This window comes from Acinetobacter sp. DMC2, assembly GCF_056314305.1.
This window is the reverse complement of sequence record NZ_JBQUYP010000007.1, coordinates 178,958-202,241: the sequence shown is the minus strand read 5'-3', so window position 1 is coordinate 202,241 and position 23,284 is coordinate 178,958. Positions and strand designations below refer to the sequence as shown.

The 23,284-nt window shown below is 38.8% G+C and carries 19 protein-coding genes and 3 tRNA genes; 9 read left to right on the top strand and 13 right to left on the bottom strand.

The genetic code is table 11. From position 1 onward, the window contains the following. Window positions 1–42: 42 nt before the first annotated feature. From gatA to ACT53H_RS16170, 3 genes are all read left to right on the top strand, one after another. Window positions 43–1,521, top strand: coding sequence for an Asp-tRNA(Asn)/Glu-tRNA(Gln) amidotransferase subunit GatA (gene gatA, locus ACT53H_RS16180; protein ID WP_174728774.1), 1,479 nt, complete (start codon window positions 43–45; stop codon window positions 1,519–1,521). Beyond that, window positions 1,521–2,990, top strand: coding sequence for an Asp-tRNA(Asn)/Glu-tRNA(Gln) amidotransferase subunit GatB (gene gatB, locus ACT53H_RS16175; RefSeq protein WP_476009663.1), 1,470 nt, complete (start codon window positions 1,521–1,523; stop codon window positions 2,988–2,990). The genes gatA and gatB overlap by 1 nt, the downstream gene beginning before the upstream one ends. A 167-nt stretch (window positions 2,991–3,157) precedes the next feature. Beyond that, the gene (locus ACT53H_RS16170; RefSeq protein WP_476009662.1) at window positions 3,158–3,736 is read left to right on the top strand and encodes a DJ-1/PfpI family protein; all 579 of its coding nucleotides are present in this window, start codon (window positions 3,158–3,160) and stop codon (window positions 3,734–3,736) included. Window positions 3,737–3,816: 80 nt separating this feature from the next. Here the strand turns inward: ACT53H_RS16170 and ACT53H_RS16165 are convergent, their stop codons facing one another. From ACT53H_RS16165 to ACT53H_RS16155, 3 genes are all read right to left on the bottom strand, one after another. Then, window positions 3,817–4,335: a hypothetical protein gene (locus tag ACT53H_RS16165; protein ID WP_004789310.1), complete on the bottom strand. Its 519-nt coding sequence runs from the start codon at window positions 4,333–4,335 to the stop codon at window positions 3,817–3,819. A gap of 110 nt (window positions 4,336–4,445) precedes the next feature. Continuing rightward, a complete protein-coding gene (locus tag ACT53H_RS16160) occupies window positions 4,446–5,189 on the bottom strand; it encodes a hypothetical protein (RefSeq protein WP_476009697.1) in 744 nt (247 codons plus the stop codon). Between the two features lie 63 nt (window positions 5,190–5,252). Then, a complete protein-coding gene (locus ACT53H_RS16155) occupies window positions 5,253–6,317 on the bottom strand; it encodes a DUF1176 domain-containing protein (protein ID WP_476009661.1) in 1,065 nt (354 codons plus the stop codon). A gap of 123 nt (window positions 6,318–6,440) precedes the next feature. Here ACT53H_RS16155 and ACT53H_RS16150 point away from each other — a divergent pair, with 123 nt between their 5' ends. After that, window positions 6,441–7,190, top strand: a complete 750-nt coding sequence (locus ACT53H_RS16150; RefSeq protein WP_476009660.1) for a DUF4850 domain-containing protein — start codon at window positions 6,441–6,443, stop codon at window positions 7,188–7,190. Between the two features lie 40 nt (window positions 7,191–7,230). Here ACT53H_RS16150 and sbmA read toward each other — a convergent pair whose 3' ends face one another. From sbmA to ACT53H_RS16120, 6 genes are all read right to left on the bottom strand, one after another. Further along, window positions 7,231–8,427, bottom strand: coding sequence for a peptide antibiotic transporter SbmA (gene sbmA, locus ACT53H_RS16145; protein WP_004789306.1), 1,197 nt, complete (start codon window positions 8,425–8,427; stop codon window positions 7,231–7,233). Window positions 8,428–8,664: 237 nt separating this feature from the next. Continuing rightward, the gene (locus tag ACT53H_RS16140) at window positions 8,665–9,900 is read right to left on the bottom strand and encodes a threonine ammonia-lyase (RefSeq protein ID WP_004789305.1); all 1,236 of its coding nucleotides are present in this window, start codon (window positions 9,898–9,900) and stop codon (window positions 8,665–8,667) included. 204 nt (window positions 9,901–10,104) lie between these two features. Next, window positions 10,105–11,079 (bottom strand): patatin-like phospholipase family protein, encoded by a 975-nt coding sequence (locus ACT53H_RS16135; RefSeq protein WP_034591610.1) that lies wholly within the window; start codon window positions 11,077–11,079, stop codon window positions 10,105–10,107. Between the two features lie 170 nt (window positions 11,080–11,249). Then, window positions 11,250–12,725, bottom strand: coding sequence for an alanine/glycine:cation symporter family protein (locus ACT53H_RS16130; RefSeq protein ID WP_111856211.1), 1,476 nt, complete (start codon window positions 12,723–12,725; stop codon window positions 11,250–11,252). Window positions 12,726–12,824: 99 nt separating this feature from the next. Then, window positions 12,825–12,992: a hypothetical protein gene (locus tag ACT53H_RS16125; protein ID WP_107881224.1), complete on the bottom strand. Its 168-nt coding sequence runs from the start codon at window positions 12,990–12,992 to the stop codon at window positions 12,825–12,827. Between the two features lie 157 nt (window positions 12,993–13,149). Next, window positions 13,150–13,353, bottom strand: a complete 204-nt coding sequence (locus ACT53H_RS16120) for a hypothetical protein (protein WP_111856210.1) — start codon at window positions 13,351–13,353, stop codon at window positions 13,150–13,152. Between the two features lie 507 nt (window positions 13,354–13,860). Between ACT53H_RS16120 and ACT53H_RS16115 the strand changes: the two genes are divergently transcribed. Then, window positions 13,861–14,568, top strand: a complete 708-nt coding sequence (locus tag ACT53H_RS16115) for a nitroreductase (protein ID WP_476009659.1) — start codon at window positions 13,861–13,863, stop codon at window positions 14,566–14,568. A 25-nt stretch (window positions 14,569–14,593) separates the two neighbouring features. On the opposite strand, the gene ACT53H_RS16110 is transcribed toward ACT53H_RS16115, so the two are convergent. Further along, entirely contained in the window at window positions 14,594–15,808 is a 1,215-nt protein-coding gene (locus ACT53H_RS16110) for a multidrug effflux MFS transporter (protein ID WP_476009658.1), read from the bottom strand. Between the two features lie 127 nt (window positions 15,809–15,935). Between ACT53H_RS16110 and yccS the strand changes: the two genes are divergently transcribed. From yccS to ACT53H_RS16090, 4 genes are all read left to right on the top strand, one after another. Beyond that, window positions 15,936–18,110 carry a YccS family putative transporter gene (gene yccS, locus ACT53H_RS16105; RefSeq protein WP_476009657.1) on the top strand — a complete coding sequence of 725 codons (2,175 nt, stop codon included), beginning with the start codon at window positions 15,936–15,938 and terminating at the stop codon, window positions 18,108–18,110. Between the two features lie 100 nt (window positions 18,111–18,210). Further along, the gene (locus tag ACT53H_RS16100; RefSeq protein ID WP_004789292.1) at window positions 18,211–18,786 is read left to right on the top strand and encodes an SdpI family protein; all 576 of its coding nucleotides are present in this window, start codon (window positions 18,211–18,213) and stop codon (window positions 18,784–18,786) included. A 155-nt stretch (window positions 18,787–18,941) separates the two neighbouring features. Beyond that, entirely contained in the window at window positions 18,942–21,524 is a 2,583-nt protein-coding gene (locus ACT53H_RS16095; RefSeq protein ID WP_476009656.1) for a PepSY domain-containing protein, read from the top strand. A gap of 115 nt (window positions 21,525–21,639) precedes the next feature. Further along, entirely contained in the window at window positions 21,640–22,425 is a 786-nt protein-coding gene (locus tag ACT53H_RS16090) for a YdcF family protein (RefSeq protein ID WP_476009655.1), read from the top strand. A gap of 367 nt (window positions 22,426–22,792) precedes the next feature. On the opposite strand, the gene ACT53H_RS16085 is transcribed toward ACT53H_RS16090, so the two are convergent. The 3 genes from ACT53H_RS16085 to ACT53H_RS16075 form a co-directional block, all read right to left on the bottom strand. Further along, window positions 22,793–22,868, bottom strand: a tRNA-Val gene (locus ACT53H_RS16085). A 66-nt stretch (window positions 22,869–22,934) separates the two neighbouring features. Then, a tRNA-Asp gene (locus tag ACT53H_RS16080) sits at window positions 22,935–23,011 on the bottom strand. A gap of 36 nt (window positions 23,012–23,047) precedes the next feature. Then, window positions 23,048–23,123: transfer RNA gene (locus tag ACT53H_RS16075), tRNA-Val, on the bottom strand. Window positions 23,124–23,284: the final 161 nt, after the last annotated feature.

The window sequence follows — 23,284 nt, the reverse complement described above, 5'->3', positions numbered from 1 at the left end:
TTAACCCATCTTCCCTATTTTGAATGTAAAGAAATTTTACTCATGACTGATTTACATCGCTTATCAATTCGTGAACTTGCTGAGGGCTTAAGCCAAGCGAAGTTTTCATCTCGCGAACTGACTGAACATTATTTGCAACGTATTGCTAAAATTGACCCACTGGTAAAAAGCTATGTGACGGTTACACCTGAACAAGCTCTTGCTGAAGCCGACGCTGCCGATGCTGCTTTAAAAGCAGGTAATGCAACAGCTTTAACGGGTATCCCTCTGGCACATAAAGATATTTTTTGTACCAAAGGCATTAAAACAACTGCTGGTTCAAAAATTCTAGACAACTTCATCTCTCCTTACGATGCAACTGTTGTTGAAAAAACAAAAGCTGCTGGTCTGGTCACTTTAGGTAAAGTGAACATGGACGAGTTTGCGATGGGCTCAACTTCAGAAAGCTCATATGTTGGTGCAACGAGCAACCCATGGGCACTTGACCATGTACCTGGTGGTTCATCAGGTGGTTCTGCTGCGGCTGTAGCAGCTGATTTAGCACCTTTCGCTACGGGTACAGATACAGGTGGCTCAATTCGTCAACCTGCCTCTTTCTGTGGCTTAACAGGCTTAAAACCGACCTATGGTCGTGTATCTCGTTTCGGGATCATTGCTTATGCATCATCACTTGATCAAGCAGGTCCAATGGCGCGCTCTGCTGAAGACTGTGCTTACCTGATGAATGTAATGGCAGGCCATGATGCAAAAGACTCGACTTCGGTTAAAAAAGAAGTTGATGACTACGTTGCGAACTTAAATGGCACATCTGTAAAAGGCTTACGTATTGGTATTCCTAAACAGTACTTTAACGTTGCAGGCTTAGATGCAGACGTAAAATCTCGTGTAGAAGAGTCTTTGAAAAAGCTTGAAGAAATGGGTGCAACGCTTGTTGAGATTGACCTCAACATGACTGAAGCCTATGTACCAACGTATTACCTCATCGCGCCAGCAGAAGCATCATCTAACTTGTCTCGTTATGACGGCGTTCGTTACGGCTACCGTTGTGAAAACCCAGCTGATTTGATGGATCTTTACAAGCGTTCACGTTCAGAAGGCTTTGGACCAGAAGTTCAACGCCGTATCTTAATTGGTACCTATGCACTCTCTGCGGGTTATTACGATGCTTACTATGTGAAAGCACAAAAAGTACGTCGTTTAATTCAACAAGACTTCTTAAAAGCATTTGAAAATGTAGATGTGATTGCTGCTCCGTCTGCACCAACAACTGCATATAAAATCGGTGCAAACTTAAGTCCAACTGAAATGTATTTAGGCGATATCTATACACTTGCAGTCAACTTAGCAGGCTTACCAGCGATTAATGCTCCTGTTGGTTTTGATAAAGACAGCTTACCTGTAGGCTTACAATTAATTGGTAACTACTGGTCAGAATCACAACTGTTGTCGATTGTTCATCAATACCAACAAAATACCGATTTCCATACTCAACGTGCGGCAATTGCTGAGGAGAATGCATAATGGCTGAAGCTCAAAAGTTGAAACTGATTGACGGTTGGGAAGTCGTTATTGGTATCGAGATTCACACTCAGCTTGCAACCAATTCTAAAATTTTCTCTGGTTCATCGACTGAATTTGGTCAAGACCCAAACACGCAAGCGAGCCTTGTGGACTTGGCAATGCCAGGTGTACTCCCTGTTTTGAATGAAAAAGTGGTGGATCTTGCAATTCGCTTTGGTTTAGGAATCGATGCTTACATCGACCAAGCTTCTGTATTTGCACGCAAAAACTACTTCTACCCTGACTCTCCAAAAGGCTATCAAATTAGCCAAATGGACAACCCGATTGTGGGCTTAGGTCATATTGATATCCAACTTGAAGATGGTACGACTAAACGTATTGGCGTAACTCGTGCTCACCTTGAAGAAGATGCTGGTAAATCTGTTCATGACCAATTTGAAGGCATGTCTGGCATTGACTTAAACCGTGCTGGTACACCTTTACTTGAAATCGTTTCTGAACCTGACATGCGTTCGGTTGAAGAAGCAGTGGCATATATCAAATCAATCCACACACTTGTGCGTTGGTTAGGTATTTCCGACGGTAACATGGCTGAAGGTTCATTCCGTGCAGACTGTAACGTGTCTTTACGTCGTCCGGGGCAACCGTTTGGTACGCGCTGTGAGCTGAAAAACCTCAACTCATTCCGTTTCATTGAACAAGCGATCAATGTTGAAATTGAACGCCAAATGGAAATTTTGGAATACGGTGGAAGCATCGATCAAGAAACTCGTTTGTTCGATCCAAATAAAATGGAAACGCGTTCAATGCGTTCGAAAGAAGAAGCGAACGATTACCGCTACTTCCCAGATCCAGACTTGTTACCAGTAATTATTGCAGATGAGCAAATCGAAGCGGCTCGCGCTGCACTTCCAGAGTTACCTGCTGCTCGCCGTGCACGTTTTATTGCAGACTTTGGTGTAACTGAGTACGATGCACATGTACTTACGCTTTCACGCGAAATGGCAGACTTCTATGAGGCTGTTGTGGCTGCTGCGGGCGGTGCTGCGCAAGGTAAAGTATCGGCAAACTGGGTAATGGGCGAATTCTCAGGCGCATTAAACAAAGCGGGCTTAGATTTGGCTGACTCACCTGTTTCTGCTGAACAGTTAGGCGGCATGATTGCACGTATTATTGACAACACCATTAGCGGTAAGATTGCAAAACAAGTCTTTGGCTTTATGTGGGAATCGGAAGGTAAATCTGCCGACGACATTATTGCGGAAAAAGGCTTAAAGCAAGAAACTGACACTGGCGCAATTGAAGCAATCATTAAAGAAGTACTTGCAGCCAATGAAAAAATGGTTGAAGAGTACAAGTCTGGTAAAGAAAAAGCTTTTAACGGTCTTGTTGGTCAAGTCATGAAAGCTTCTAAGGGTAAAGCTAACCCTGCTCAAGTCAATGAATTAATGAAAAAATTGATTGGTTAATTTCATTAGCCAACTCAACAAAAGCCTCGATTTATCGGGGCTTTTTTATATCCGTCTAAAGCATCCTTCGACTAAAGAATGCGCTTTTTTCTGAAAAATGACATATCGACTATGCTAATTTAAATTAAGAATTTAGATAAATTACATTTTAAAAAGAGGGATAAATCATGTCTAAAAAGATTTTAATGTTAGTCGGTGACTATGCTGAAGACTATGAAACAATGGTTCCATTTCAGTTCTTAACTGGTCTAGGTTATACCGTGCATGCTGTTTGCCCAAATAAAAAGAACGGCGCCCATATTGCGACTGCTATTCATGATTTTGAAGGCGAACAAACTTACAGCGAAAAACGTGGCCACAACTTCGCCATTAACTATGATTTTGATGCCGTTAATACCGAAGACTATGTAGGTATAGTTATTCCGGGTGGCCGAGCACCGGAGTACTTGCGCATGAATGACCGTGTTGTCGAAATTGTACGTGAGTTCGATAGGGTGAAAAAACCGATAGCAGCCGTATGCCATGGTGCTCAGTTACTCGCAGCGGCAGATGTATTACAAGGTCGCCTCTGCTCAGCTTATCCAGCATGCGCTGCCGAAGTAAAATTGGCAGGTGGACAATACGCAGATATTGCTGTGACTGAAGCAGTTACAGATGGACATTTGGTGACTGCTCCAGCTTGGCCTGCCCATCCAGCTTGGTTAGCACAATTTGTGAAAGTTTTAGGCGCTAAGATTACGATCTAAATAGATCTCTTCATTCCAATTAAAATAAAGCCTGCTGATTAAATAGCAGGCTTTATTACTAAAATAGAAAACTAGATTTTTTATCTTGTGATTCCCAACTTATTCCAAATCTCTGGTGTTAAAAACGTCGTTACCAATTTATTTAAGTCAATATAGCGTAATGTGCCCTGCAACTGCTGTTTAACTGCGGGGTCTTTAACAATATCTTCGCCAGCACTTTGGCCTAACTGCTGGAAAGCCTCCCCAACTGCCTTCACACCTTCAGCCTGAATCACAGCTTTAGTTTGGGTAGAACATTGCTCCACAATCACACGTTGTAAAACCTGCGCCAGTTTCTGATCTAACTGATCCTTTTGCTCAGGCGTTACATTACTAAATGCTTTTAAATCAGGATGAGCAGCTAAAGCCGTAAATGTCCATTGAAGCACAGTGGTTTTGTCTGAAGCCGTTGTAGCCTTAACTAAACAGTCACTTAACTGATCAACTGTTGGACCCGCCATCGCAATTTGTGTTGTACCCAGTACAGCAACTGCCATACAAACTGAACGGCTCAAATGTGAAAACTTACGGCGGGCAATCGCATAAACTTGACGTGACATAGGTCTAGCTCCAATAAACAATCTGTTCTTTTTATCACAGAGCTAGTAGTGTTACCTGTTATGACTCTGTAAATCGTCTATTTCTTCAAATTTAACAATTACTTTGATAATTAGCCCATTCCGGCATAATTCCATGCCTCTGGAATATTTGGCTGTTCTGGTGCTTTATTTAAATCAATATTTAAGTTTCTACTGCCGTTATATGATTTCTCACCTGAATCTGAGGCAGGTGATACGCTTAAACTATAACGATAGCGGAATTGCCACAACATAGGTTTAATCGGACGAATATCTAGACTGAGACTATCCTCATCGTGACAGTTTCCTTTAGAACTTTCATAATCTTGCTCAGAAAAACATGCCCGAATCATCCGACTAAAACTAAACGGATAATTTTTAATAAAGGAACGCTCATTACCTGACGCTTGTAACTCATTAAAACTAGCACGCTCAATATTTGCACCGCCTCCTGAGTACATTTCAGAAAACTGATCAATTATTGCAATTGCATAACGCTGTTGAGTGAGTGGAAAAAGCTTAGGAAATATATATTGTTTATGAAAGCCATCTTCGCTTCCTGTTATCACAATATTCCATTTGCTGACTAATTTAAAACCTGTAGATGTAGCTTTAAACTGTGCGATATCATTACGGCTCGATAATATCCATAAATTTTGGTCTGGAGTTTTTAGACTACGCCATTGCGCGCCTTGCTGGCATAAATCTTTTATTTGTTCACACAATTGACTTTGCTCTGTTGAACTCAGTTGCCCTTTTTTAAATTCCAAAATTTGTATTGGTGCAGCAAAAATGGATATAGCCGAACAACTTAATACAGCTGCTAAAGCAACCATTTTTAAATTAATTTTATAATTCAAAATCTTATTTCCTTAGACTATTCTTATATATTCAATGTGTTATTTTACAATAGCTTCAATTCGATCAAGCTCCCACACCCCACCTGCTGCCAAGCCTTTGCACATCCCTGTCCACATATCTTTTGTGTGTACAAAACTCTTGCCGTCCCAGACCCATTCTTCACTTGCCCAGCAATCGCCTATGCCTCTCCCTTTTTGAGCACTACTAATAATACCACTATCGAAATCAGAAGCTGTCTCTGTCACAAACGTTGCCTTACCAGTCAAAGACTCATCGAGTACCCATGCCCCATATCCTTCGTTATAAGCACCTCTCCAACACAACGTAGTCGCCAAAACTTTCTTATTGGTTAGTTTATATAGCTCAATTTTCTGTGGTTCAGCTCCATCACTATTCCCATCATAAATTCCTTCACAAAAGTCTTCTTTAGGATTTGGATTAGCTGCCATTAAGCTATGGTGTATTGCTTGATACTGCTTGCTTTTAAGCTGTAATGTTAAATAAGGTTTGTTTGAAGTCTTAATACGTTTAACAAGTAGTTTTGGCTCAGGCATAAGTACTTTAGTTTCATTGGCGCTACCCTTTTTAACCAAAGCACCAACTGTTCCTATACGCTTCTGAAAATCATCCATTTTTAATAACACAGCGGTCATTCCTACATCGGAAATTTTCCATTGATGCTGCGCATTTTTAAATACAATTTCAGTTTTCTGTTTAGACTGTTGTAGTACAGCGTTGACTTGTGAATTATTCAATTTTCCCATCAATGGCAAATCGGTACCATCTATAGTCACAGTGCCTAAATCTTTGCCATTTATATAAAAATGAATATTTTTAAGCTGATTGGCTGGCAAGCTTTGCTCATAGGCTGATAAAGCAAATTCAGCTTGCACAGCTTGTTTTGGCCCTGCTTTACGCACTAATAAAAGCGATGCTGGATTATCGCCATTTTCTTCATTTTGATAGCCTGCGGCTTTACATGTACCCGTATTGCTACACGAGATTTCCCACTCTTGGTGTGAAAATGAAATACCTTTTATGCCTTGAGCAAAACCATAAGAACTGATGACTGATAAACAGCAAATTGAAAGGATTTTTTTCATTTTTTCATGTCTCTGCTGGTCTGTTTTATTATGAAGTTAAAAACAGTTTTCAATTTTGAATTGCCTTATAGTTTAAAAGAATATGCTAGGTTTATATAAAATTTAAATGATTACTTTTTAAAAATGAAAAAACTGAATTTTTTATTAAGCACAGCATTAGTCAGTCTAACTTCAACTGCTTATGCAGAAGTAAAAAGCTTTACGCCTCATTTCCCAAAGTTTTATAGCTCTGCTGCAACCCGCAAAGCAGATAATCAGTTCTACGCTCTAGGAGAGGGAAAGTTTTTAAACGGCGTTACAGTCCCATTTTATGGTGTTACAGCACAAAGCCCAACAGAGAATGGTTTACTTAAAGATTTTGAAACCTGTACACCTAAAAGCTGCCATTTCAATTTTAAACTCGATGCTCAGCATGCAAAACAACTCAAGCTTCTTGCATTACCTGAAACAGGTTTTGTGCTCGTTCCAAGAAATTGGCAAGATGTGCAAGCAAATGCAGGTGCGAATGGAACTGGCTTTGCTCTAATAATGAGTGCAGATCAAAAACAAGCAATAGAACTTTATGATTCTTCATTTTGCGTTGGTTGTGGGCTACCAAATGCAACGCTCTATTTCCCAGAACTGTTAAAAGAAAGTCTTGAAAATGAATTCGGTGGTTATAAAGACCCTAAAAAACTAATCAATATTGTTCATCCTTCTAAGAAAGTGGCTTTTTTTAGTTATCAAATTCCACAAGTGAACAATAAAACGCATGGTATTGCTAAATACCATGATGAAGACACTTTTAACTATAAAGAGATTCAAGTCACCTTAGATAAATCGCAACAGGCATTGGTTGGCCCTATTCTCAATTTTTATAACGCGACTCATTAATCCAATGCTTATGAAAAAACCCGCTTTCGCGGGTTTTCTTTTATTTATGTAGTATTGATTCAAAAGCCTTTAAACGCTTATAAATCGAAAGTAGTTCAATAATTGTTTTCCATGAAGTAATTAAATATTGAAATGATTCACGGACCTTATCAAACACATTGCTTATTTGTGTAATTAAGCCTAATGTCATTTTACCCGCTGCAATAGATGGGAATAAAACAACTAAGCTATATAAAATATCTAATTGTAGATACCAGATACTGACCAGATTAAAATAAGAATAATGCAAATATAATCTAAAATAATTCAGCTTAACACTCGAGAAAAGTTCTTTTAGTGTTTTTGGTTGCGCTCTTTCCTCATAATCTTCGCCATAAACCAGTTCTTTACGGTAAGCAGCTTCTACTTTTTGATTATTAAATTGTAGACCAGGCAATTTAATACCAACCACCATTAATAGAACTGTACCAAAAACAGCCCATACTATTGCCGCCCACACCAATGAATGGTCAATTTCTCCTACCAGAGGAAGTACCTTAACTTGCTTAGAAAGCTCAAACAGAATAGGTAAAAATGCAATTAATACCATAATTGCCTTTATAAAATTTACCCCTAAATCCTCTAAAACAGATGCGAAACGCATGGTATCTTCTTGTACACGTTGTGAAGCACCTTCTACATGACGCAGCTTATTCCAATGCTCTGTGTAGTATTCGTTCATTGCTGTACGCCAACGGAATACATAATGGCTAGCAAAAAATGAATTAATTACAGCTAAAGTCACACCAACCATAGCAATTAAAAGGAATGTAACCGTTCCCATATAAAGTTTATTAATGTCACCACCACCGTGATCTAACATACTTTGAATGAGATTATAAAAAGGTCCATACCATGCATTAATAGCAACACTAACCTGAACGCTAAACCAAATGTTGAACAAAATAAATGCCGAACCCCACACAGACCAACGTTGCCATGGATTATTCGATATAGCCTTCCAAAACCCAGCAAACAGTGCTGTAGAGATTAAAAACCAAAGGTAAAACCATAAGAAGGTTGGAGACCAAAAACGGCTAACACCTATTGGCAACTGTGCATCATGGTAGCCTTTAGCAAACCCAATAAAAGTTCCCCATGTGTTCCCACCGGAGTACCAGAGCACCATATTTAGCACGATCCAAACAACCGCAGATATAAAAAAATACCGTGGTGATGGAAAAAATGATTTGAACATTGAGCGTGGATATCCTTATATTTCTTCAAATTTACAATGGAAGGAATACTAAAACCTAAACCTTAAAATTGTGAAGGGCAAAGTTTAGAGAATTGTCAATTTTTCCCGTTTCATTGAAGGATTTGATCGTTTTTTTGTAAATTCATCCCTTGTTGGCAATTTAATCCTTTTAAATTACCTTGTATATGACTCCCTTAAGAGCCATATACGGCTTTTATAACACAGCAATATCAGAGATTAAATCTCTTCTTTACGAACAATATAGCCTTCCAACTGCATTGCCTGAATGAGCAAATCTAAGTCGGAAGCGCTTTTAAGCTCAACATCAACACTCACAGCGCTTTCTTTGGCACGGCTTGTTGCGGCAAAGCGTTCATGACGCAATTCATAAATATTACCGCCTTGCTCAGCAATGATTGCTGTTAAACGGGCTAAAGCACCTGGGTTATCTGGTAATTCAACACGAATACGAACCATACGCCCTGTACGCGTTAAATGACGTTGCAATACAGAGACCATAACGCGTGTATCAATATTGCCACCAGAAAGCACTACACCAAGTTTATGACCTAAAAATAGATCAGGACGAGACATAATTGCGGCAATACCTGTTGCACCGGCCCCTTCACATACTGTTTTCTCAATATTGAGTAACAGCGCAATTGCCTCTTCAATCATGTCTTCAGTGACAACAACAATGTCATCAACATATTCTTTAGCAACTTGAGTTGTAAGCTCACCCGGAGTTTTTACTGCAATACCTTCTGCAACTGTAGAGCCCATTGAAACGGCATGCTGATAATTGCAAAGAAGTTTCGCCATACTTGGATATACAACCGATTGCACCCCAATCACTTTAATTTTGGGATTGATAGCTTTAGCAGCAATCGCAATACCAGAAATTAGACCACCACCACCAATTGGCACAACTAGAATGTCTAGTTCAGGAACAGCTGCAAGCATTTCGAGCGCAATAGTTCCCTGACCTGCAATAATTTCTGCATCATCAAATGGGTGGATAATCGTTAAAGATTCTTCTTGTGCAACACGGTGCATTTCGGCAGCAGCTTCTGAAAAGTCTTGTCCATGTAAAATGACACGTGCCCCATATTCACGCACTCGTTGTACTTTTACATTAGGTGTAGATTTAGGCATCACAATAGTTGCTGTTACGCCTGTGCGCTGAGCATGATACGCTACGCCTTGTGCATGATTACCTGCCGAAGCTGCAATAACACCATGTTGTTTTTCTTGGTCAGATAAACACAACAGTTTATTCAGTGCACCCCGTTCTTTAAAAGAAGCTGTAAATTGTAAGTTTTCAAATTTCAGCCACATCTCAGCCCCTAAGGTTTTAGAAATGGTTTCTGAGAAAACAAAAGGAGTTTTTACGACTAAACCTTCTAAACGCTCTGCGGCAGCATGAACATCATCTAATGTTGGAAACCCATTTTTAACCTGTTGCTGTATCATTTATCTAGTCAGCCTCAATACATTACAAATCAATTATTTTTTAAAAATGACATCAATATTTTATATTGGTCATCAGAGTTTTCAGCATATCCAACATATACCTAATATACAAAAATTTTTATTCCAAAAATTAAGGATTTAAATTTCCATAAAAAAAAGCCCTATTCAGGCTTTTTAATTAATTTTCAAATAATTAACATCAAATTATTGAGTTTGCGCACTTAACCCTTCAGTAGACATATTCTGTTCAGCTATTTTTTCATCAATAGCAAACTGAATATCGGAAAGTTTGGCATTGGCTGCATCGATACCAGATTTCATGGTAGCTTCACGGCCTTTCACATCAAAAATATGCGCTTTTTCTCTTAAATCTGGCTGAATAACAACATCCGCATATTGTAATTCTTCTGCTGCCAAACGACCTTGCATAATATTAATATTCTGGTTAAACAGTCCCCAGACATTCGATGTTTCTGTGTAAATCGGCTGAGCTAAAATATCAACGGCAATAATCACATCAGCACCTAAGTCACGTGCAACTTCAACTGGTACAGGGCTCACTAATCCGCCATCTACATATTCTGATTTTCCAATTTTAGTAGGTACAAACATACTTGGAATCGAAGCAGATGCTCTTACAGCTTGCCCAGTATTACCATAGTTAAATACGGTTTTAGTGCCATGCTTTAATTCGGTTGCAACCACATACATTGGGATTTTCATTTTTTCGAGTGGGATATTGTTTACTTGCTGGTTAACGTAGTTTTCTACTTTTTTACCATCAAAAAAACCTTTTAGTCCGATACTAATATCACGCACATCGCCAGCTTTCATTTTTAAAGCAGTATCACGTAATTCAGCAGGACTTTTACCACTGGCATAAAGTGCTCCAACAATACTACCCGCACTGGTACCTACAATAAAATCTGGTCGGATACCATGTTGTTCCAAAACCTCAATGACACCGATATGAGCATAACCTCGTGCTCCACCACTACCCAATACGAGCGCAACCACAGGACGTTTTTGCTGTTTTTTAATTCGTGCAAATGGCTGATCAACAGAGCGAGCATAAGCCTCTGCTGTTGGTGATTTTAGCGCAGCAGATAAGTGTGTAGTGGTCTGGCATCCTGCCAGCACCATAGAGAGTCCGAGAACCCACAATTTAAGCTGTTTCATGGCCTATCTTCGCACTATGAGGTTTAAGTTCGGATTGCAATTTTAGTTGCTAGTCTCGTTAAAAGCTGTATTGAATTTATTTAATTTGTCATGTTTAAAATTTAGACTCAAGTATTTTATCTATCCCCTTAATGGAAAAGGCCCCTTATTTATAAGAGGCCTTTTGTAACTTACCAGATATCTGAATCAACTTTTTTCTTCAATTCCGGATATTTATCAATTTTAAACTCAGGCTCTTTAATGCCTTTTTTCAATTGTTCACGGTAATCTTTCAACAATGTGCGTGCCATCGGTGTTAACAGTAAAATTGCAATCAAGTTAATGGTTGCCATGATACCCATAAACAAGTCAGCCATAGACCAAACGAGTGGAACACTACCAATTGCACCGAAGTACACCATCACCAATACAAAAATACGGAAGATGAACATGACTTTCGGGTTGTTATTAATAAACTGTACATTACCTTCTGCATAGGCATAGTTACCTAATACAGCTGAATAACAGAACAAGAATAATAGAACAGCAAGGAAGTCCGATCCCCAATGCCCAACTTGAGTTTCTAAAGCACGTTGAGTTAATTCAACACCAACAAAACCTGCATCTTGGTAAACACCAGAAACCAAAATAATGATTGCAGTACTTGTACATACAATGAAAGTATCTACAAATACACCGAGCATTTGTACCAAACCTTGGTTTACAGGATGTTTTACATCTGACGCAGCCGCTGCGTTTGGTGCAGAACCCATACCAGCTTCGTTAGAGAACAAGCCACGCTTAATCCCTTGCATCATTGCCATTGATACTGCCGCACCAAAGAAACCACCTGCTGCAGAATTAAAATTGAAAGCCTCAGTCACAATCAGCTTTAAAATATCAGGCAAAATCGCATAGTTACTGATTGCAATATAGAGAGCAACAGATAGATAAAGACCTGCTTTTAAAGGTACAAACATCTCTGCGAATTTAGCGATACGCTTAATACCACCAAAAATTGCCAATGCAACCATAACGACAAGCGCAATACCAACCCATGAAATTTCTAGATCAACGCCGCCTAAATGAGCAATAAGATTAGCTTTATCCCAACCCCAAGCATGTGAAGATGCATTAGCAATCGCGTTGATTTGAACTGAGTTGAATACGAAACCGTAGGTAAAGATCAATGCAAGTGCGAAGACCACACCAAAGGTTTTACTGCGCAAACCTTGAGTAATATAGTAGGCTGGTCCACCACGGAACTGTTTACTCTTACTATCTCTAACTTTAAATAGCTGAGCAAGCGTAGACTCAATAAAAGCAGAGCTCATACCAAGAACAGCAGTTACCCACATCCAGAAAACTGCACCAGGACCGCCAATTGCGATAGCAATTGCTACACCAGCAATATTACCTACCCCAACACGGCTCGCAAGGCCAGTTACAAACGCCTGAAAAGGTGTAAGACCATGCTCATCTTCCCCTTCTGTACGACTACTTTTCATCACTCGGATACTTTGCAAGAACATGCGAATTTGCACAGCTCCTGTTAAGACCGTATAAAAAATACCTACAGCTAGCAAGAAAATAACCAAAAAGTCCCATAAAGGGTCATTAAAAAATTTTACCCACGACATCAGTGTGGCATTGAGTTGTTCATTCATACTCGGTCCGCTTACGTTCCTTGCTAATGTGCTAAAAGCACATGCCAAAATACTGCAATAAACAAAAAAGCCCCTAGAAACCGGGACTTTTCAGTAAATTCAAGAAAAAACTTTTAATGTCAATTGAATAGCAATTACCGTCACAAGTTTAAGCAACATCATGCCCAACACTAAGCCTTTGAAGGTTGCATGAGAGAAAGCGACCTTCAGATAAAAGAATATCATTGCGCTACTGAACTTTTCCGCTTTCGGAAAAACAGTATGCATCGACTCAGCTACAAACTTGGAAACTAACAAATGACCACCGCTAAATAAACTCGTCTAATGATTCCCATCAGTTAAGCGAGTTTTACAAAATCTGGATTTAAGCCAATAAGCATATTTACATATACTTTTGAACAAATGTCTAAACTGGATATAAATTTCAAAGACTGTAACGAGCCATCGCCATAACGCGACTATCTGCGCCCTTTTCTTCACGATCAAAGAAGAGTGCGTTTAGACCTGTACTAAGCTGTTGTATTTTTTGTGGCTCAGTAGCTGCTTGAGTTACGTTCATTTTCATGGTTGCAATGGTAATCGCCAATCCTTGTTTCATGAACTGCTTGTTGATGAGTGGTAAACTCATGTAAAGCTCCTATACCTCGTGTATTTCTCCATTTCTGCATCTAAATCCTTTTTGTAAAAGAGTTTTGTTTGCAGCCAGCATTTCCTAACGTGAGTATGGAGAAATCATACCTGCGTAAAAAAGTCGGTATTATGCAGAAATTTAAAGTTTTGTGTATATTTTTCATTAAAATTTTATATAAAAAATGGTCATATTTTATATAAAACTATCCGTTTTGTACTGTTTTTAAACATATTATACCTTTATTTCAATTGAATATTTTTCACCCACTCACTGTTATGCTTTTATTTTTATAACCGACAAAATCACACTATTTTGTCTATTTAAATCTAAAGTGGCATATTCGAATTATGATTAATCAGACAATATGTCTAGACTAATTAAATTATCATACCTGTAAGCATATCTCTTTTCTAATATTTTTTGCTTATAAATGAAGTACTTTCAAAGTATGAAAGTAAGCTTCAAAAAGTATGAAATATTTAAGAAAAAGATGTAGGAGTACTCATGAATCTGGAACAAGTTCGTCTCGTTGATGAAGCTATCACTTCTCGACATTCTGTCCGCGCTTTTTTAAATACTCCAATTGAGTCAGAAGTCATTAAAGATATATTACAAGTCGCAAGTCGAGCACCTTCAGGAACAAATACTCAACCATGGAAAGTCTATGTTGTAACAGGTAACAAGCGTGATGAAATGGTAGAGCGTGTTTGTGCAGCACAAATTGAAGTTTCAAAAAACCCAGAGCTTGCAGAAAAATATAAAGAAACCTTTGCCTATTATCCTGAAAAATGGATATCGCCTTTTATTGATCGCCGCCGTGAAAATGGTTGGGGACTCTATGGTCTACTTGAAATCAACAAAGGCGAAAAAGAAAAAATGGCGGAACAGCAGTTACGTAATTTCAAACTGTTCGATGCTCCAGTCGGCCTTTTCTTTACTGTAAATAAAACAATGGGAATCGGGTCTAAAATGGATATCGCAATGATGATCCAGAACGTGATGGTTGCTGCTAAGGCACGTGGTTTAGATACATGCCCACAAGCAGCCTGGAACCATTTTCACCCTGTTGTTTTAGATATCTTGGGTGCATCAGATGAAGAAGAGCTCGTATGTGCAATTGCGTTAGGCCATGCTGATCCCAACCACATTGTAAATACCTTTATTACCCCTAGAGAACCAGTGGAAAATTTCGCAGTTTTTCTAGACGAATAATATATAAGTGGCCATTCCCTTAAACTTATGAGAATGGCTTTATTGCTACTTGTTTCGTCGCTTTTAATACGACAATAAAACCGCTCAGTGTAAATAACACCATCATCACACCCATATTGAGCGACGCAGACCAAATAAGGAAATTAAGTAATACACCACCTAAAAGACCACAAGCGAATTGCATACTTCCCATGATTGCACTCGCCGTCCCTGCGCGAGCACCTTGTTTGGACATTGCCAGCGCCATTGCATTTGGTCCTGTTAAACCAATGCCTGAAATAGCTAAAAATAGCCCTAACATAACAAGCCATAAAGGCGCTGCTGGGATTAAACCAGCAATCAGTACAATGCTTGCTCCTATTACTTGTACCATTGAACCAGCTCTTAAACGTTTAGTGATTTCAACACGTGTTGTTAAGTGCTTATTTAAAGATGACATCAACATAATGCCAAAAGCATTTAGTCCAAATACGTAAGCAAACTCTTGCTGATTGAGTCCGTACTGGTCCATGAAAACTGCTGGTGCCGAGCTGATATAACAAAATAGTGCAGCCCCTGTTAAACACCCTGCAAACATAGGTAAACGGAAGCTCGTATCTTTGAAAATAGCCCCATAGAGGGTCACTACTTGATATGGTGAAAGCTTAAGCCTTTTATCAGTTGCTAAGGTCTCTTTAAAGAAGAAATGTACACACAACCAACATATGACACCGACAATTGAAAGGGCAATAAAAATAGCTTGCCAAGGAAACCAGATTAAAATCCATGCTCCAATCATAGGTGCCAAAATTGGTGCAAGCCCCATTACAATCATCATGCTTGAAAAAGCTTGTGCCGAGCCTTGAACATCTAATTTATCGCGTATGGCTGCACGAGCCATTACCACACCGACACAGCCGCCTAAAGCTTGCAAAATACGAGCAGCAATTAAACCCCATTCATTTGTCGCCAATACGCAAAATAAGCTTGCGACTGCATAAAGCGCGAGGCCAAAGTAAAGTGGTTTTTTTCTACCAATACGGTCGCTTAGAGGACCATAAACCAATTGCCCAACAGCTAAGCCAAAAAAGTAAGCTGGTAATGTATTTGCCACCATTTGCGTACTCACCCCGAAATCATGAGCCATTTGTGGCAAAGCAGGCAAGTACATATCGATGGATAATGGCCCTAAAGCCGTAAGCAAAGCGAGCAGCATAATCCAGCCAATAGAGTATTGACGCTGGGCTGTTTGTTCAGACATAACGATATTTCATTTTTCAATCATTTGCATACAGACAAGCTTACACTGTCTATCGTATGATTTGTGCAACATTGGTGTAGAAATACACAAATCCTTTATCACTCAGGTTGATCAGCAAGGACTTCCTTTGAAATCTTGGTTTAAACGCCTAAAAAGAGCGACTTATAACACAACATTTATGTATAACGTACGAATGCTGATAGCCTTTTCAGGAACTGCTTTCGTGCCTTATTTTTTAGGCTATCAATTAGCAACCATTCCACTCACTTTAGGTGTAGTCGCAGCAGGTTTAAGTGATATTGATGATCGCTTTTCCGTGCGAATCATGAACCTGATTTATACTTATATTGGGTTCTTCGTTACCGCTGCTTCAGTACAACTACTTTTCCCTTATCCAATGGCTTTTGCTTTAGGGTTAATTGCATCATGTATTGGCTGGATTTTACTCGGTTCATTAGGACGTCGTTACGCAACCATCTCTTATGGCTGTTTGGTTGTTTCAGTCTATACCATGCTAGGTGTTCACCTTTTTGATCATTGGTATATTCAACCAGCCCTTTTAGTTGCAGGTGCTGCGTGGTACGGCCTCATTGCTACTATTAGCTTTTTATTATTTCCGGTTCGACAACTACAAGACAAACTGGCTGCATCTTATGCATCTTTAGGTGATTTTCTTTTTACAAAATCAAATTTGTTTGATGTAGATATGACTCCTGCCAGCTATCAGCAAAGTATGATTGAACTGTCGTTAGAAAACGGTAAGTTAATTACGATTTTTAATGACTTAAAAACAGCTTTACTGACTCGTTTAAAAGGTGACCGTGGACAAAAAGATACACGCCGAAGCTTACATTATTATTTTGTTGCTCAAGATATTCATGAACGTGCTGACTCCGCCCATATTGACTATCAAAAATTAGCTAAAATTTTTCAGCACAGTGATATTTTATTTAGATTCCAACGAATTTTGGCGGTTCAAGGTAAAGCTTGCCAAGAGTTAAATGAATGTATTTTGCAACGTAAACCTTATAACCATAATAAAAGGTTTAAACAAAGCTTTGAAAACCTACGCCTTTCTTTAGAAAAGTTACGTCGTGATCAACATTATGACCTTTTATGGGTAAATGCTCTTTTCGCTTTATACCAAAATTTAAAGTCTATCGATTCCCAGTTACTCAACTTGGAAACTGAACAACACATTCAATCTGATAAAGTAAAACAAGCCGAGAACCAGCTGAAAGATGATGATTTACAAGGATGGAATGATATTGTCATCCGAATAAAACAGAATTTAACTCCTGAATCAGTGCTATTCCGCCACGCAATTCGCGTCTCGATTGTTTTGTTTATTGGATATGTCTTTATTCAAATGACCCATATTGAATATGGCTATTGGATTATGCTTACAGCTCTATTTGTAAGCCAACCCAACTTTAACGCGACCAAGCGCCGCTTACGTTTACGAATTGTTGGGACGTTAGTTGGTATTGTTGTTGGACTTGCGATTATCTTCTTAATTCCTTCGACTGAAGGACAACTATTCATGTTGATATTAAGTGGAGTCCTGTTTTTTGAGTTACGCAGTAAACAATATGCGCAGGCAACTGCCTTTATCACCATTTTGGCATTAATTAACTTTAATCTAGACGGTTCAGCAATGGCTGCTGCCATTCCTCGATTTGTAGATACTTTAATGGGATGTGCCTTAGCTTGGTTCGGTGTGACATTTATCTGGCCTGACTGGAAATTCAGACGTTTGCCTCGCAATATTAGACGCTCCCTACAAGCGCAATGTAATTATTTAGCTGAAGTCGTCAAACAATACCATGAAGGCCGTAATCATGCGCTAAATTACCGAATTGTACGTCGAGCTGCACATAATACTGATGCTGAAGTTGCTTCACTTATTTCAACTTTAGCAACTGAACCAGATTTTGATCCGACTCGTAAATCCGATATTTTTGAATTCTTATGTTTAAACCATACATTTTTAAGTTATATCGCGGCACTTGGGGCACATCGAGAAAACATTCAAGATCAAGCTGTCCTTAAACTATTAGACCAAGCCCTTGATGATATTCAAGGTGCTCTATTAAGAGACGAAATGCCTGATCTTACAGCACAAAATATGCTCCAAACGATACGTCAACGTTTAAGCCAAAATGATGAAGACGACCAAAAATCACTCATTATTTTACAACAGCTCTCGCTCATGCTTGGTGTATTGAACCGATTTAGTATGTTAAAACAACGGCTAAGTCATGATCTTGATAATGATGCCAGTGAGCTTGCATCATTATAAATTTGCCTCGGAATTTAGTATTAAATTGGCATAATATCCTTTCCTGACTTATGCCAATTAGTGCTAAACTTAAAACAGTTTACAATTTGTTATTTGCACTATGACCGCGAAAACTTTATACGCTTATACGCTTCAGCCTGTTCCATATGATGTGTCAGAAGCTGAGCAACGTAATGCACAGCTTCTTATCTGGCGCAGCACTAATAAAATCAGCACAAAAATTTGGGCAATTATGGGTGTCGTTTTAGCCCTAGCTATATTAGGTCTTATTTTTATTAAGAACTACTCTACTGTTTTTTGCTGGGTTGCTATTGTCGCTGTAGTACTTTACTACCTAGGTCGTAAATACGGATTAGAATGGTACGTTAAACGCAAAATGAATGAATTTCCGGTACAGGAAATCAAAGGTATTCGTTTAGGTGTACAACCTCATGGCATCGTGATGCGTCAGCAAATGGGCCATCAAGAAGGCGTTGGTACAATTGGATGGAAAAATATCTACGAATGGTACAATGCACCTGATTTCATTTTGGTCAATTTCAAAGTAAAAGATCCAAAAGGTCAAGAGCAGCAAGGTGCTTACATTCTACCTAAACGAATGGATTCTAAGAACTTTTCTTTCAATACGATTCGCACTCACTTAAAAGAATCTGTAGGTGAACCAAAAACCTTGTAATTCTCTATTCTATAAAAAGCCTCCTCAGGGAGGTTTTTTAATAAGCTAAAAATAAATGATAATGAAAATTAATATTATCTCCAAAATCCATATTATCTCCCCAATCTTCGGCTATACTTCGTTACAAGATCTCCATCATATTTACATTTTCGACCATGTTTAAAAAAATTTTATTTCAAATTCATTGGTTTCTGGGTATTACTGCTGGCCTCATCTTATCCATTATGGGTGTAACAGGTGCAATTTATTCTTATGATCAACAAATTTTAAAATGGGTGAATTCTGATAGTTATGTTGTTCAAGCGGAAAACACTCCAAAATTAACTCCTGCTCAGCTATATCAACATTTCAATACAACTCAGCCTGAAATTAAAATTAATAGCATTACGATTGCCAAGGACCCCACCTCTTCTTCTGTTGTGAATATTGAAAAAGAAGGTGAACGTCGTGGCTATAATATGATGGTGAACCCTTATAACGCTCAGGTGCTGCCCGATGTAAAAGGGCGAAAGTTGTTGTTACTCATACAACAAATTCATCGTAATTTAACCGCTGGTGAAGTTGGTAAACAAATTACTGGTGCATGCGCACTCATGTTAATTTACTTCGTGCTCAGTGGGTTATATTTACGCTGGCCTAAAAAGCATTCTGCTCGTCAATGGCTCGCTGTTAAGCCGAAGTTGAAAGGCCGAAATTTTATTTGGGATCTACATGCTGTTGTGGGTACATGGGTCATTGTTTTTTATCTTCTTTTCGCTTGTACAGGTCTATATTGGTCTTATGACTGGTGGCGTAGTGGCATGTTCAAAGTGATGGGCGTTGAGCAACCTAAACCACAAGGTCATGGCGCTACTCCTCAAAATCGTGGAATGCAACAAGGCAAACGATCTGACCATAATAATGATAAAAAATCAGAGCCTCAATTAGATAATACTCAGCTCATTACAGCACTTAATCAAACATGGAGTGGCTTCAATAGTCAGGTCGGGCGTGATTATTCGACACTAACATTGAGCTTACCGAAAAAAGATGATGGAAAAGTTGAGTTAAGCTTTGTCGATGCTACGCCGCAACATGAGCGTGCACGTAACCAAGCCATCTATAATTATCAAACTGGTAATATCGAAAAGATGGAGCTTTACGAAGATAAAAAGCTTAATCAAAAGATCATGAGCAGCATGTTACCAGTGCATCGTGGTAGTTTCTTTGGACCAATTTATCAATTTGTTGCAATGCTTGCTTCACTGGCAATGCCTTTGTTCTTGGTTACAGGATGGATGCTTTATCTTAAACGCCGTAAACAGAAAAAATTAACACAGGCGGCTCGTCAGTCTTTAGCTGGACAATACATTGATCCAAATGCGAAACCTTGGCTTATTACCTATGCAACTCAAACAGGTGTAGCCGAACAACTTGCGTGGAGTACAGCAACAAGTTTACAAGAAGCTCATCAACCTGTTCAGGTTAAACCAGTACAACAGCTCACACAGTCTGATTTAGAGCAGCATGAGCAGGTTCTATTTGTAATCAGTACTTATGGTACTGGTGATGCACCTGATCTCGCCACAAGCTTTGCTAAAAAGCTTTTAAAAGCAAATCTAGATCTTACACACATTAACTATGCTGTTTTGGCGTTAGGTTCTAAAGAATATCCTGATACTTATTGTAGCTTTGGACATGCGGTAGACCTCTGGCTTAAAACTAATGGTGCTCATGCCCTTTTTAGTACAATTGAAGTTGATAATGCAAACTTAGCGGATATTCAAAACTGGAATCAGGCACTCGCGAAAGCAACTAAATTAGATTTGCATGCTGTAAATTTAGAAAAAGTATTTGATACATGGGTACTGCAACAACGTGACCTACTCAATCCAAATAGCTTAGGTCAACCTGCTTATAATATTGAGCTTAATGCAAAGCACGAAGCACTATGGCAAGCGGGTGATATTGCTGAAGTTCAACCTGGTAATAGCCCTGAACGTATTCACGACTTTTTGCAGAAGCATCATATTCTTAAAAATACAAAAGTTGATTCTTTACAGATTCCGATCGAAAAAGCCCTTTGGAATAAAGATTTAACTGGAGAAATTGAACCATTTGCGAATCTTGACCATTTATTAGAACAGCTTCCTAACTTACCAACGCGAGAGTATTCGATTGCGAGTATTCCTTCTCAGCAAGTGCTTCGTTTGGTTGTTCGTCAACAATATGACGCGTCTGGTAACCTGGGTTTAGGTTCAGGTTGGCTCACTCAACATACGCAAGTTAATAATGAAATTGCTTTACGTATTCGTACCAATGAATCATTCCATCTTATTGATGACAACCGCCCTATTATTTGTATTGGTAATGGAACTGGTATTGCTGGCTTAATGAGCCTACTACACACACGTACTCGTCATGATTACACTGAAAACTGGTTAATCTTTGGTGAGCGTCAAAGAGCATGTGATTTCTTCTATGCATCAACTATTGAGGCATGGCAAACAACAGGAATGTTAAAACGCCTTGATTTAGCATTTTCAAGAGATCAAGAAAAACGTATGTATGTTCAGGATGTAATCCGTCAGAATGCAGCAGAATTAGTAAGCTGGATAGAACGCGGTGCGGTTCTTTATGTATGCGGTAGTATTGATGGTATGGCAAGTGGAGTCGATCAAGCACTTATTGAAATTCTTGGTGAAGAACAGGTAGATGAGTTAAGACAACAAGGCCGTTACCGCCGTGATGTTTATTAAAGATCAATAAAAACAAAAACCGAGTAACAGCTTAAATGCTTTACTCGGTTTTTTTATTGCATTCAGAATGATTTTGCATACACTGTCTGCAATTTAAATTGCAACTCTAAGCACAATGCAAGTCACAAAATGGGTCCGTATTTTTTTAGCCACCATTGGTTCTATTTTAATTCTAGATGGATTATTTTTAATTTTCCTAAATAAAATCCATGTCGGTACAATTATTCCTTTAATTCTAGGAACGTTCTTCTGCCTCTATTCTTTATTTTATTATCATTTTGAGCGTTTTTTCTTCTATCACTATCGTTTACACACATTTTGGCGTTTTGGATGGTTATGCTTCTGGATATGGCTAATTGGCTTAGGCTATTTCTTTAGCTTTATTAAAGAAAATAAAGATACTTCAGATAATATTCCTCCAGTAAAAGCAATTATCGTCTTAGGAAGCGGTGTCGAAAATGGTCAACCATCTACAATTCTTGCAAAACGTTTAGATACAGCTGCCCCTTTAGCGCTTAAACAACAGCACGCAAAAGTTGTTTTAACAGGCGGTTTAGACTTTTCTGAAAAAGAAAGCGAAGCATTAGTTATGTCTCGTTATCTTCAGCAAAAGTATCATATTGCAAAAGAACGAATAATTCTTGAAGATAAAAGTACCAGTACTGAACTTAATTTAAAAAATAGTAAACCACTATTAGCACAGCAGCACATTAACTTAAACCAACCAATTGCTATTGTTACAAGTGATTTTCATATTCCTAGAGCAGAAGCAATTGCAAAGAAACAGGGCTATACCCAAGTTTATGGAGTAGCGGCCGAGACCCCATTAGCTACTCGCTATAATGCATGGTTACGTGAATATTTTGCGTATGCGAGTGGATGGCTTCTAAACGAATATTAAAAGTAATTTAGTCGAAAAACTACTATTCAAAAAATAGCAGTTTTTTATTTGCCAAAATATTAGCAATCAGTACAAATATAAAGTCGATCTAAGCTGAAGATAATAAATTACAGATTAAATTCTTATATTTAGTCTCGAATAAAACAAATTTAATGAGGATCAGGAACCCATCGAAGGCATAAGTATAGAAGTACTAAAGTTAAAAAATTGAAATCAATAGAAAAATAACTTAAAGGAGTAAAACTTTATTCTTTTAGAATAGAAAATTTGAACCCATACTTGATCACATAATAAATAACTTTATATGCAAACATAAAATATTTATGGAAGAATTAATTTAGGAAATTAAATTTTCTGAAAGAAACAATGGTGGGCGCTGACGGGATCGAACCGCCGACATTCTGCTTGTAAGGCAGACGCTCTACCAACTGAGCTAAGCGCCCTTAATGAGAAAAGATAGCGAATGTATCTTTATACTCTACATTCTCTAGACAAGGGAATCAAGAGAATGGCGCAGCGGACGGGGCTCGAACCCGCGACCCCCGGCGTGACAGGCCGGTATTCTAACCAACTGAACTACCGCTGCACTACAATACTTTAAAATAAAGTATGGTCACATATATGGTGGGCGCTGACGGGATCGAACCGCCGACATTCTGCTTGTAAGGCAGACGCTCTACCAACTGAGCTAAGCGCCCTAGAAGAAAACTAATTATTCATTAATTTTTGATTTAAAATTTTTACATTTCAAACCTTCTTCCAAACACAACCCGAACTGAAAAGTGGCGCAGCGGACGGGGCTCGAACCCGCGACCCCCGGCGTGACAGGCCGGTATTCTAACCAACTGAACTACCGCTG